Origin of the sequence: Mycetocola miduiensis (assembly GCF_900115155.1) — a bacterium.
In the GTDB taxonomy this organism is placed as follows: Bacteria; Actinomycetota; Actinomycetes; order Actinomycetales; family Microbacteriaceae; genus Mycetocola_A; species Mycetocola_A miduiensis.
This window is the reverse complement of the sequence record NZ_FOVM01000002.1, coordinates 197,885-210,628: the sequence shown is the minus strand read 5'-3', so window position 1 is coordinate 210,628 and position 12,744 is coordinate 197,885. Positions and strand designations below refer to the sequence as shown.

The 12,744-nt window shown below is 65.1% G+C and carries 9 protein-coding genes, 1 tRNA gene and 1 pseudogene; 3 read left to right on the top strand and 8 right to left on the bottom strand.

Annotated elements, in window-relative coordinates; all coding sequences use genetic code 11:
* Window positions 1-118 precede the first annotated feature (118 nt).
* Window positions 119-1,975, top strand: a complete 1,857-nt coding sequence (locus BM197_RS04730; protein ID WP_342714556.1) for a glycoside hydrolase family 15 protein — start codon at window positions 119-121, stop codon at window positions 1,973-1,975.
* A gap of 10 nt (window positions 1,976-1,985) precedes the next feature.
* Here the strand turns inward: BM197_RS04730 and BM197_RS04725 are convergent, their stop codons facing one another.
* The 7 genes from BM197_RS04725 to BM197_RS04695 form a co-directional block, all read right to left on the bottom strand.
* On the bottom strand, window positions 1,986-3,002 hold the full coding sequence (locus BM197_RS04725) for a heparan-alpha-glucosaminide N-acetyltransferase domain-containing protein (protein WP_090709304.1): 1,017 nt from the start codon (window positions 3,000-3,002) through the stop codon (window positions 1,986-1,988).
* An 11-nt stretch (window positions 3,003-3,013) separates the two neighbouring features.
* Entirely contained in the window at window positions 3,014-4,702 is a 1,689-nt protein-coding gene (locus BM197_RS04720) for a dipeptide ABC transporter ATP-binding protein (protein WP_090709302.1), read from the bottom strand.
* Entirely contained in the window at window positions 4,699-5,763 is a 1,065-nt protein-coding gene (locus tag BM197_RS04715; RefSeq protein WP_090709301.1) for an ABC transporter permease, read from the bottom strand. The genes BM197_RS04720 and BM197_RS04715 overlap by 4 nt, the downstream gene beginning before the upstream one ends.
* 2 nt (window positions 5,764-5,765) lie before the next feature.
* Window positions 5,766-6,824 carry an ABC transporter permease gene (locus BM197_RS04710; RefSeq protein WP_090709300.1) on the bottom strand — a complete coding sequence of 353 codons (1,059 nt, stop codon included), beginning with the start codon at window positions 6,822-6,824 and terminating at the stop codon, window positions 5,766-5,768.
* A gap of 151 nt (window positions 6,825-6,975) precedes the next feature.
* Window positions 6,976-8,610, bottom strand: coding sequence for an ABC transporter substrate-binding protein (locus BM197_RS04705; protein WP_090709298.1), 1,635 nt, complete (start codon window positions 8,608-8,610; stop codon window positions 6,976-6,978).
* A gap of 249 nt (window positions 8,611-8,859) precedes the next feature.
* Window positions 8,860-8,932 (bottom strand) — tRNA-Glu (locus BM197_RS04700).
* Window positions 8,918-9,211, bottom strand: a complete 294-nt coding sequence (locus BM197_RS04695) for a hypothetical protein (RefSeq protein WP_090709296.1) — start codon at window positions 9,209-9,211, stop codon at window positions 8,918-8,920. Before BM197_RS04695 ends, BM197_RS04700 begins: the two co-directional genes overlap by 15 nt.
* A 99-nt stretch (window positions 9,212-9,310) precedes the next feature.
* Here BM197_RS04695 and BM197_RS04690 point away from each other — a divergent pair, with 99 nt between their 5' ends.
* A complete protein-coding gene (locus BM197_RS04690) occupies window positions 9,311-9,949 on the top strand; it encodes an MBL fold metallo-hydrolase (RefSeq protein ID WP_090709294.1) in 639 nt (212 codons plus the stop codon).
* On the opposite strand, the pseudogene BM197_RS04685 reads toward BM197_RS04690, so the two are convergent.
* A pseudogene (locus BM197_RS04685) lies at window positions 9,946-10,095 on the bottom strand (ATP-binding protein); the annotation flags it as partial. The gene BM197_RS04690 and the pseudogene BM197_RS04685 sit on opposite strands and share 4 nt — an antisense overlap.
* A 301-nt stretch (window positions 10,096-10,396) precedes the next feature.
* Here BM197_RS04685 and treS point away from each other — a divergent pair.
* Window positions 10,397-12,661: a maltose alpha-D-glucosyltransferase gene (treS, locus tag BM197_RS04680; RefSeq protein ID WP_090709290.1), complete on the top strand. Its 2,265-nt coding sequence runs from the start codon at window positions 10,397-10,399 to the stop codon at window positions 12,659-12,661.
* Window positions 12,662-12,744 lie beyond the last annotated feature (83 nt).

Here is a 12,744-nt window from a genome sequence, read left to right as displayed (position 1 = left end):
TGTGACCCGTGATGACGGATGCCGTGCAGAGGGATACTCCCCTTCGCTGAACTCACTTTAGCCGACAAACGATGCGGTCGGAGCACACCGAACGCTCCGACTCGCCCGCCGGTCCTGAATCCTGTGCTGCGCCCGCAACTTTCCGCAGAATCGCCATCGTCGTTACCTCAGGTGGCACACTGAATCCGTGGCCATGGGAATCGAAGACTATGCACTCATCAGCGACTGCTACACCGCTGCCCTCGTCGCCAGAGATGGAAGCATCGACTGGCTGTGCATGCCCCGGTACGACTCCCCGTCGATGTTCGGCGCCCTCCTCGGCACCGATGATCACGGACGGTGGAAGTTGGCGCCGTCCGACACGAGAGCGACCTCGACCCGGCGCTACGACGGTGATTGCTTCACCCTGATCACAACATGGACGACGCGGACCGGTGTAGTGGAGGTCATCGACTTCATGCCCCGCGGCGATCACCGAGCGGATGTCGTTCGCCGGATCCGCGGCATATCCGGCTGGGTCGAGATGCACCAGCAGCTCCGGATCCGCTTCGGCTATTCGGCGGCGATGCCGTGGGTGCGGAAGCTTCACGATGAGTACGGGACGTCCCTGCTGGCTGTCGCAGGCCCGGACGCGGTCATCATCCGCGGCCCCGAACTGTTCGCCCAGGACCACGAACACGCGGGAACCTTCATCGTCCCAGCCGGCGAAAACGTCGACATAACCATGACCTGGTTTCCGTCGCATCGGGAACCCCCCACCCCGCTTCACATCGACGAGCAGGTCGCCCTCACGGAGGACTGGTGGCACAACTGGGGGTCGATCCTCGAGCAGCATGGCGCGTACGCCAAACAGGTCTCCCGGTCGTTGCTCGTGATGCGGGCGCTGACCCACGAGGAGACCGGCGGGATTGTCGCAGCAGCCACGACCTCGCTGCCGGAGAACTTCGGCGGAAGCCGCAACTGGGACTACCGCTACGTCTGGCTCCGTGATGCGTCCCTGGCTGTCACCGCGCTGGTGTCGTGCGGGATCACCGACGGTGTTGACCGGTGGCGGCTCTGGCTGCTCCGAGCCATTGCCGGGGATCCGAAGGACGTGCAGATCATGTACGGCATCGCCGGGGAACGCGACCTGGCCGAGAGGGAGCATCCGGCGTTCCCGGGTTACCGCGGATCAGCCCCCGTACGGATCGGCAACGCCGCTGCGATGCAATTCCAGTCGGATGTGATCGGTGAGGTGATGGTGGCCCTGCACGACGCCCGGGTCGCCGGCGTCCCTGAGACGGGGTTCTCCTGGGCGCTGCAGCGTGCGCTCGTCAGCTTCATGGAAACCCACTGGCAGTCGCCCGATCAGGGGATCTGGGAGATCCGAGGCACTCCACGCCAGTTCACGCACTCCCGCGTCATGATGTGGGCGGCGTTCGACCGCGCGATCAAGGCCGTCACCGAGTTCGGCCTCGAGGGGCCTGTCGACCGCTGGATCGAACTCCGCGCACTCATCCGCGAAGAGATCGATACCGAAGGGTTCGACACCGAACGCAACACCTACGTCCAGTACTACGGCACGACCGAGGTAGATGCGTCCCTGCTCCAGCTGGTCGACGTCGGTTTCTGCCACGCGAATTCGCCGCGGATGCTCGGAACGGTCGCCGCGATCGAATCTGACCTTCTCCGTGACGGCCTGCTGCTGCGGTACCGGACCCAGGCGGGCGTCGACGGCCTGCCTGGCGACGAGCATCCGTTTCTCGCCTGCTCGTTCTGGCTGGTCTGCCAGTATGCCCGGACTGGACGACTGGTTGAGGCGCGCGCGCTGATGGACCGGCTCCTCAGCTTCTCCAACGACGTCGGGCTTCTCAGCGAAGAGTACGACGTGACCCACGGGAGGCAGGCGGGGAACACTCCTCAGGCGTTCTCCCACCTCGCACTCGTCCTCGCCGCGAAGGCGATCCGCGCGGCCGAGGCCGGGGAATACGCGTAGCGACGCCGCATCAGCGTTTGCCTGTCAACACGCTCAGCAGTCGTTCGAGGGGTCCCTTGCCCAGTGCGTACCGCCAGAGACTTGCCCCGACCAGCGAGAAAACGGCCAGCCCGATCAGGAGCGGCCAGCCAGGATAGTCGGGCCCTCCGGTGTTCCGGGCTCCCGCCGCCATCGCGAGGACAATGATCTGCGCCGTGTAGACCGTGAGTGCCAATGCCCCGGCCGCCCCGAGCGGCCAGAGGGCGATCTGCGCAGCCGTGCCGAAACGACCGGCGTTCGTTGCGAGAAGGATCAGGCCGAGGAGCGCGAACGCCGTGCCGCCTGACCCGAGGATCTCGGCGGTCGACCCAGAGTGCGCCTCAGCCGTCACACCGGGCAGCACGGCCGCACTTCCGTAGCCGACGATCGCCGCGGCGCATCCTCCACCGACCAACCAGGCCTGCGTCCGCCGGCGTTCCAGGCCCGACCGGGCGGCGACCAGCCCGACCAGAAGAAGCGGTAACCAGACGAGTGCCGGGTAATACCCGGTGAGGAGGTAGTTCCGGGCCACATCGAGAGCGGATGCCGCCTCGCGGTTCCCCGGGTCAACGGCACGGGCAAGGATGGGCGCTACGACGAGCAGGGCAGCAGCCGTGATCGCAAGGACAGCCCGCCCGGCGAAAAGCAGCGGGAACACGAGCAGGAACATGATGGCGTAGTAGTCGAGGATGATCGCGATCTCGCTGCCGAGCGTCCACAGCAGCACGCCGAGCAGGAACACGACGAGCGCACGCACGAGCACGACCCTCCGAATGGCGGATCGGTCGCCGGGCCCCGGTGGCCGGGTTCCCCCGGAGAGCAGACCGAGGGAGACCCCAGCGAGCGTTGCGAAGAGGATCGACGAGCGGCCGTCGACGAGGAGCTCCCCTTCGTCAGCCCTCGGCATCGCGTGCGCGACGAACATGCCGAGAATGGCGAGGCCCCTGGCGATGTCCACGGCAGGGATGCGGGACTGCGCTGTGGTCTCCTGCACGGACACCGCGTTCACCGGGGTCAGGTTCAGGCGGTGGGTTCGGTGTAGCGCAGGTCTGCGAGAACCCGTCGACGTTCCGCCTGGGCTACCGGGTCGGGCACCGGCAGTGAAGCGAGCAGTCGCTGCGTGTACGGGTCCTTCGGCGCGCCGAGCACCTCTGCACCTGTGCCCTCCTCGATGAGCTTGCCGCGGTAGAGCACCGCGATCTTGTCGGAGAGGATGTCGACGACAGCGAGGTCGTGGCTGATGAACAGTGCAGCGAACCCCAACTCTTTCTGCAGCTCGGCAAAGAGTTCGAGGACCCGCGCCTGAACAGAGACGTCGAGCGCCGACGTCGGTTCGTCTGCGATGAGCAGTGCCGGGTCAAGAGCGAGGGCGCGGGCAAGACTCGCGCGCTGGCGCTGGCCACCGCTGAGCTCATGCGGGTACCGGCTGCCGAACGCTTTCGGCAACTGCACGGCTTCGAGCAGTTCCCCAACCCGCTGGGTAACGGCACGCTGGTCCATGCTCTTGCGGTGCACCTTGAGCGGCTCGGCCACGCACTCGGCGATGGTCAGCAGCGGGTTGAAGCTGGAACCCGGGTCTTGGAAGACGAAGCCAATCGAGCTCCGAAGCGGACGGAAGCGTCGTTCCTTCACGCCGTTCATCTCGGTGCCGAGCACCGTCAGCGACCCGCCGGTCACGGTGGTGAGCCCAGCGATGGCCCGGCCGATGGTCGTCTTTCCCGAACCCGACTCCCCCACCAGCCCGACGACCTCCCCAGGCGCGATGGTGAAGTCCACACCGTCGACGGCGACGAAGTCCGGTCGCCCGAGTCGGCCCGGATACGCGATCCGGAGCTTCTCGGCCCGGACGACGGGCTCGGCATCGGTGTCGGCGGGCGCCTTCCTCTCCGCGGCCTCGATCCTCTGTCCGATGCGCGGGACGGCGGCGAGGAGCTTCTTGGTGTAGTCGTTCTGCGGGTGAGCGAACAGCGTCAGAGCAGCCGCCTCTTCGACGACACGGCCCTGGTACATCACCGCCACGCGGTCGGCGAGGTCCGCGACGACACCCATGTTGTGGGTGATCAGCACGATCGACGCGCCGAATTCGTCGCGGCAACGGCGCAGGAGGTCGAGGATCTCCGCCTGCACGGTGACGTCGAGGGCAGTGGTCGGCTCATCGGCGACGATGAGTCCGGGGTTCAGCACGAGTGCCATCGCGATGACGATGCGTTGTTTCTGTCCGCCCGAGAACTGGTGCGGGTAGTAATCGACGCGCGATTCGGGGTCGGGGATTCCTACCTTCGTGAGGATCTCGACCGCCTGCGCGCGCGCATCCTTGCGTTTCAGTGCCGGGTCGTGCGCCCGAAGGCCGGCGGCGATCTGCCACCCGATGGTGAGCACGGGGTTGAGCGCTGCCGACGGTTCCTGAAACACCATGGAGACGTCGGCGCCACGGATGCGGCGAAGCTGGTCCTTCGTCACCGTCGCGATGTCGTTCTCCGACTTTCCGTCCCTGCTCCGGAGCAGAATGGCACCGGCGCGGGTCGCCGTCTCGGGAAGAAGTCCGAGGATGGTCTTGGCCGTGACGGTCTTGCCGCTCCCCGACTCCCCCACGATGGCGAGCACTTCTCTCGGCGCGACGGTCAGGCTGACCTGGTCGACAGCCTTGACGGCGCCGGCATCCGTCGCGAATGACACGTCGAGGTTGCGGATCTGCAATACGTCGCTCATGGTCGTCCTTCGTTCTCGAGCCCGGCGAGCCCGCCAGGGCCGGCGCTGAGCGTGCCGCCGGGCACGACGGATGTTTCGGCTACGGTCCCCGATGCGGCGCTGACGGCACGACGACCGCGGAGTCGCGGGTCGGCGAGGTCGTTGAGGCTCTCGCCGACGAGAGTCACGCCGAGCACGGTGAGGAGGATTGCGAGCCCTGGTGGGATCGACGTCCACCAGATTCCGCTCGAGACGTCGGAGAGCGCCGCTTTGAGGTCCACTCCCCACTCCGCGGCAGAGGTGGGCTCAATGCCGAACCCGAGGAAGCCAAGGCCGGCCAGGGTGAGGATTGCTTCCGAGGCATTGAGGGTGAAGATCAGCGGGAGCGTTCGCGTCGCGTTCCTCAGGACGTGACGGAACATGATCCGAAGGTTGCTCGTTCCAACGACCTTCGCGGACTCGACGTACGCCTCGGATTTGATCCGCACGGTCTCCGCACGGATCACCCGGAAGTACTGCGGAATGAAGACGACGGTGATCGAGATGGCCGCGGCGAGGATGCCGCCCCACAGGCTCGATTGTCCGCCGGAGATCGCGATCGACATGACGATGGCGAGCAGCAGGGTCGGGAAGGCGTAGATGGCGTCGCAGATCACGACGAGCACCCGGTCGAGCCAGCCACCGAAGTAGCCGGACACAAGTCCGAGGGCCACGCCGGCGAAAATCGACAGCAGCACGGCCACGACGATCACGCCGAGCCCGGTCTGGGTTCCCCAGATGACCCTCGACAGCACGTCATAGCCGCCAACGGTTGTGCCGAACAGGTGCTCTGGACTGGGCGGCTGTTGAGCACCGAAGGCCCCGTCCTCGTCGCGCAGCTGGCTGAAACCGTACGGCGCGATGAGAGGAGCGAAAATCGCCGCCAGGACGAAAAGAGCGGTGAGGACCAACCCGGCGACGAGCATTCCGCGCTGGATGCCGACACTCTGGTGCAACTGGTGGACGACTGGGAGCCGGCGCCACCGGCCCTGTTTGCGGGCCGGACCCGGGCCCTGGGTCGTGGTCTGAGTGATGGTCACCATGGTCAGTACCTCACTCGGGGGTCGATAAGCACCGCGATCACGTCGACGATGAAGTTGGTGACGGCAACGATCACGGCGAGGAGCACCACGATGCCCTGCACGGCGACGAAGTCACGCGCCTGCAGGTATTCGGTGAGCTGGAACCCGAGTCCCTTCCACTCGAACGTCGTCTCGGTCAGGACGGCGCCGCCGAGGAGGAGGGCGATCTGGAGACCCATGACGGTGATGATCGGGATGAGAGCCGGACGGTACGCATGCTTCCGGACGAGCTGGTATTCGCTCACCCCGCGCGACCTTGCCGCGTCGACGTAGTCGGTGGCCAACGTGCCGATGACATTGGTCCGGACGAGCCGGAGGAAGATTCCTGCCGTGAGCAGCCCGAGGGTCAGGCCGGGCAGGACGGCGTGCGACAGGACGTCCCCGAGGATCCCGGGGTCACCGATGCGCAGTGCGTCCCACAGGTAGATACCCGTCTTTCCCTCGAGCAGTTGCATCTCCAGCTCGGTGTTGGTGGTGCCTCGGCCGGAGACAGGGAGCACTTTCAGCCAGACCGAGAACACGAGCTTCATGAGCATGCCGGCGAAATAGACCGGAACGGCGTAGAAGATGATCGCGAAAACCCGGAGGAAGGCATCCGGAACTTTGTCACGGAAGTACGCCGCAACCATGCCGAGCGGAACCCCGACAGCAAAGGCGACAACGAGGGCATAGAACGCGAGCTCAAGGGTTGCGGCACCGTAGACGAACAGCACCTCGATCACCGGTCGGTTGTCGCTGAGCGTCGTGCCGAAGTCTCCTGTGAAGACCTGCCCGAGGTACTCGAAATATTGGACGAAGATCGGCCGGTCGTAGCCGGCGGCAGCGATCCGCTCAGCCAACTGGTCGGCGCTCAGCCGGTCGCCGAGCGCTGCAGTGATCGGGTCCCCGGTTGTCCGCATGAGGACGAACACGAGGGTCACCAGGATGAAGATCGTGGGGAAGATCAGGAGGAAACGGATGATGAGGTAGCGCCAGAGGTTGCCGCCCAGCCGTTTGCGCGAGCGCGAGGGAGCGGGCTTCATCGCCGGGGTCGGGCTCCCGTTCGCCGGGAGTGTGAGGGAACTCAGGGGTCGACCTGCCAATCACAAAAGAGGGTGCAGGGCGACCGGTCCGTGGACCGGCCGCCCCGCAGGAGGATACCGAGGTATGCCGGCAACCGTACCGGCCGGATGCCTACTTGCTCAGTGGTGCATAACGGAACTTGAACGACGCGTCGAGGGTGACCCCGTCGACGCCGGCGCCGGCAACGGCGACCTGTGCTCCCTGCAGGTACGGAACCGTCGAGAGGTCCTCCGCGACCATCGCCTGAATCTCTTCGAACGCGGCCGCACGCTCGTCAGGGTCGACGATCGAGGCCTGCTGGAGGATGAGGTCGTTGACTTCCTGGTTCTCGTAGTGGTTCGCGAGGAAGTTCTTGATCAGGAAGAACGGCGTGAGGTAGTTGTCACCGTCTGAGTAGTCCGGGAACCAACCCAGCTGGTACGCCGGGTAGACGTCGCTGGAGCGGTCCTTGGAGTACTGAACCCACTCGGTCGTCTGCAGGTTCACCGTGAACAGTCCAGATTCCTCGAGCTGCGACTTGATGAGCGCGTACTCATCTCCCGATGACGGCCCGTAGTGGTCGTTCGAGTACTGCAGGTTCAGCACGACCGGGGTCGTGATTCCTGCCGCCCTGAGCCGCTCGGCGGCCTTCTGTTCTGACGGTGCCCCGTTTCCGTCGCCGTAGAGGTCCTTGAGGACTGTTGTGGCGCCGGTGAGTCCTTCCGGCATGAAGGAATACAGCGGGGTGTATGTGCCCTTGTACACCTCTTTGGCGATCTCTTCACGGTCGATGAGATCTGCGACCGCCTGTCGCACAGCGAGGGCCTTGGCCGGGTCCGCCTCCGCGGTCGTCGCGCCGAACGGCTGGGTGTTGAAGTTGAAAACGATGTAGCGGATCTCTCCACCGGGCCCCTTGTGGACCTTCACGTCGTCGTTGCCCTCAAGGTCAGCGATGTCGGTGGCGCTGAGGCTGCGGTGGGCCACATCGATGTCGCCCTCCTGAACGGCGAGCTTGAGGTTCGACGATTCGGCGAAGTACTTGACGTTGACCGTTGCCGTCTCCGCGTTGCCCAGCAGTCCCTGGTAGTCAGGGTTGGCCTTGTAGGAGACCAGGTTGTTGAAGTCGTAGCTCGCGATCGTGTACTGACCGGCGAAGGCTTTGCCGTCGACGATCTCCTTATCCGGCGTTACCGCGTCGGCGGAGAAGACCTCTTCGTCGACGATGGGACCGGCCGGGCTCGACAGGATCTGAGCGAAGACCTGGTCGTTCTCCTGCTTGAGGTTGAACACGGCGGTGAGTTCGTCTGGTGTCTCGACGCTCTCGAGGTTGTAGAGAAGCGCAGACGGTCCGTTGGCGTCGGCGATCGCCAGTTGGCGGTCGAATGAGAACTTCACATCGGACGACGTGAGTTCATTGCCGTTGGCCCAGGTCAGTCCCTTCTTGAGCGTGACGGTGTACTGCGTCGGAGTTGTGAACTCGGCCGACTCGGCGATGTCCGGCTCGACGTCCGGGCTGCCATAGGGGGTGTTCATCAGGAACGGGAACACCTGATTCATGACGGCGAACGAGCCGTTGTCGTATGAGCCAGCCGGGTCGAGAGTCGTGACCTTGTCTGTCGTACCGATGGTGATCGACTTCGCGTTCCCGTTCGACGAGTCGTCCTCGCCGCCAGACGTGCCTGCGCAGCCGGAGATTGCAAGAGCTGTTACGGCGAAAACTGCGGTGACCGTTGCGATTCGCCTGCCGTTGGTGGATGCGGATGCCATATCCGACTCCCCTTCTGTGAATGTTCGGACAGAGGACGTGCAGGGAATGCTGCGACGTCGCAGTGCTTGGTGTGTTCCTTTACTAGCACAGGAGGGTGCAGGAGGTGACGGTTATTCGTTCGCAATGCGCGGGATTTACACATTCGCAACTTTCGGGCGCAGAAGCTGCGAAAAGCTTCACGACCGATGTCGGGTTAAAGCACGAAACCCTCGCAACAGGAGACCTGGTGCGAGGGTTTTTGTGAGTTGTGACCCCAACGGGATTTGAACCCGTGCTGCCGCCGTGAGAGGGCGGTGTCCTAGGCCGCTAAACGATGGGGCCGGAAACAACGTGTTTGAGTATGGCACACGAATCCGCGCCGATCAAATCAGCGCGGGGCGAGCACGCCCAGAGCGCGGGAAGCACCTCGACGTCGATCGGAAGAGGCCCGATGCGCTCACCATCGGCGTACGCCACCATGCCTGGCGCATCGATTCGGATGCTGCGGAGCGGCCGGAACGACACCACATCCAGCCCTGTATGCGCGCCGGAGAATACTTTCGGGAGCAACCGCAGCAGCCGTAGCCGCCCGACCGGCGCCACGGTGAACAGGTCAAGCATCCCGTCTTCCAGCGGGCGTGGGGAACGATGCCCATTGCACAGTATGGCAGCGCTGCGCGTCCGCTTGAATGCACCGGGCGGAGGGTATTAGCTCGGTGTATGCGACTGACCAAGCTCGAACACGCGTCCCTGATCCTCGAAGACTCCGGCAAGAAGCTCTTCCTCGACCCCGGCTCGTTCACCACGGCGATCACCGAGGCGGCCCAGACCGTCGCCGTCGTGATCACCCATGAGCACCCCGACCATTGGACCCCTGAGCAGATCGAGCGCATCCTTGCGAAGAACACCGACACCCGCATCTTCGGACCTGCTGGCGTCGCAGCAGCCGCTGGCACGCTGCCGGTTGAGGTGGTGGCAGCCGGCGATGAAATCGAGGTCGGGCCGTTCACGCTGCGGTTCTTCGGTGAGAAGCATGCGCTCATCCACCAGTCGATCCCCGTCGTCGACAATGTGGGCGTCCTCGTGAATGGGTCTGTTTACTACGGCGGAGATTCTTACACGATTCCGGAGGGCGTGGACGTCGATGTCCAGGCCGTTCCGGCGGGCGCCCCCTGGCTGAAGATCGGTGACGTCATGGACTACGTGCTCGCCGTGAAACCGCGGCGGAGCTTTCCCACCCACGAGATGACTCTCTCGAAGGCCGGGAAGGACCTGTCCAACACCCGGATCAAATGGGCGACCGAGCAGAACGGTGGCGAGTTCTTCGCGCTCGAACCCGGGGGGACGCTCGACGTCTAGTTCGCGGGGGCGGTTGGCGCGTTTTGCGGCAACCGGAGCGTGAACACCGTCCCCTCCCCTTCCACGCTCGCCACGTCGAGTTCCCCTCCGTGCGCCCGCACGATTGCCTTCGTGATGACGAGACCGAGACCGATGCCGGGAACAGCGTTCGCCGTCGCTGTCGTCGCACGCGTCCCGTCTTCGTAGCCGCGTCACATCACTGTCATCACTGTGGCGGAGTTTCCCGTGCGCGACTGGACCGAGCTCGGGCACTGGAATGAACCATATCCGACGCGGGTGGCGCAGGGCGTCCGCAGCGCCGTCGCGCCGTTACACCAAAAAGGCTCACCACACCAAGGTTCCTGTTCCTTTACCGTTCGGTACCTTTTCCGGGGCATACTCGGTGCTACCGAGTGCGGGAGTTTTCGATGGTTTCCCGCGCGGATCGGAACAAAGGAGCGCGACAGGATGACTGACGAACCCGAGATCGAGCCGATCGAAATCACGTACGACGAGGATCTCTACCCGGCCCGGCCGAAGCGCCTCAGGCCGCGATCCAACCTGCGGGCAAGTAATATCCGCCGGTCGTTCTCGGATCCACGATCTGCCGACGCGTCGAATCCGTCGTACATCGAATGGCTCACCCGACAGTCGATGCTGCGGGACGCTGAAGTGCTCGGGCGGGGGCTTTCGGGCCAGCCGAGCATGTGGCGGCACCCGTACGCCCGGCCGGACGCCCGGCGTGCGATCCGCACCGCATCGGTGTGGTTCACCGCGTACCCGATCTCGCTCATCACCGCACCCGGCCACTCCTACCTCGCCGCGCTCGGTGACGATGCGCTCTGGGAGGCGTTCCAGAGAATCGGGATCACGGCCGTGCACACCGGGCCGGTGAAGCTGGCCGGTGGTATCACCGGCTGGAGCAGCACCGCGAGCGTCGACGGGCACTTCGACAGGATCAGCACGCAGATCGACCCGGCGTTCGGGTCCGACGACGAGTTCCGTCAACTGTCGGATGTCGCGGACCGTCACGGCGGCAGCGTCATCGACGACATCGTCCCAGGCCACACGGGTAAGGGGGCCGACTTCCGGCTCGCGGAGATGGGCTACAAGGACTACCCCGGGATCTATCACATGATCGAGATTCCCGAGGAGGACTGGCATGAACTGCCGCCCGTCCCCGACAACCGGGATTCCGTCAACCTCGATGCGGCGACCGAAGAACGGCTCGCGGACCTCGGCTACATCATCGGGCAGCTGCAGCGGGTCATCTTCTACTCCCCCGGCACGAAGGAGACCAACTGGAGCGTGACGGCGCCCGTTCTCGGCGCCGACGGCAGGACCCGGCGCTGGGTGTACCTGCACTACTTCAAGCAGGGCCAACCGTCGATCAACTGGCTCGATCCGACGTTCGCGGGCATGAGACTCGTGATCGGCGACGCCCTGCACTCCCTCGGAGATCTGGGCTCGAGTGCCCTCCGGCTCGATGCGAACGGGTTCCTCGGTGTCGAGAAGAGCGCAGAGGGAACGCCGGCCTGGTCAGAAGGCCACCCGCTCTCCGAAGCGGCCAACCACCTGATTGCCGGCATGGTCCGCAAGGTCGGAGGTTTCTCCTTCCAGGAGCTCAACCTCACCGTCGAGGACATCCGGGACACAGGCCGGGTCGGCGCGGACCTGTCGTACGACTTCATCAACCGGCCCGCCTATCAGCACGCGCTCGCGATGGGGGACACCGAGTTCCTGAGGCTGACTCTGCGCACCTCGCTGTCCACAGGGGTGCAGCCGGTGGGCCTCGTCCACGCGCTGCAGAACCATGACGAGCTCACCTACGAGCTCGTGCATTGGGCGACACTTCACCGAGCGGACCTGTACCCGTTCCGGGATGAGGAGATGACGGGAGCGCAGCTCGCCGAGACCATCAGGGCCGACCTGCTCGAGAAGCTCACCGGAGAAGCAGCCGACTACAACCTCGTGTTCACGACCAACGGGATCGCGTGCACCACGGCATCCGTCATCGCCGCCAGCCAGGGGCTGACCACCCTCGACGACATCGCCGACGACCACATCGACGACATCCAGCGCGCGCACTTGCTGCTCGTGATGTTCAACGCGTGGCAGCCCGGTGTCTTCGCTTTGTCGGCGTGGGATCTCCTCGGAATGCTCCCCCTGCCGGCGAGCGAGGTGCGCGAACTGATCGCCGAGGGCGACACGCGGTGGGTTCACCGGGGCGCGCACGACCTCATGGACGTCGACACGGAGGCCGTCATGTCGAGCTCGGGGATGCCGCGGGGCCGCTCCCTGTACGGCTCACTGCCGGATCAGCTCGGGCGTCAGGACTCCTTCGCCAGCCAGGTTTCGGAGATCCTGTCGATCCGCTCCACCCTGGGCCTCGACGTCGGAACCCAACTCGACATTCCGGACGTCGCGCACCAGGGCATGCTCGTGATGGTGCACCGGCTCGATGAGGGCGATGACTCAAAGGAGGACGCGCCCATCCAGGTGACGGTCCTCAACTTCACCGGCGAAACGATCGAAGGAACGGTGCGGTCATCGGCGCTGACACCGCGCCGCACTGTGTACGACGCTCGAACGGGAGAAGAAGTCGGGCGGGTCGACGACCTCCAGAGCTTCACCGTGAGGCTGGAGCCGTACGCGGGGTTGTGCCTGCTTGGCCGGGACGCCGCTGAGGAGGAAGCAGCAGCGGAGGCGCGCGAGGCCGACGACGAGGACTGAGCCGGGCGGTACCGCCAACTCACTCGTTCCGAACGGATTCACCCGGCATGCCGGGTGAACCGGTCCGGAGCGGGTGATGTCGC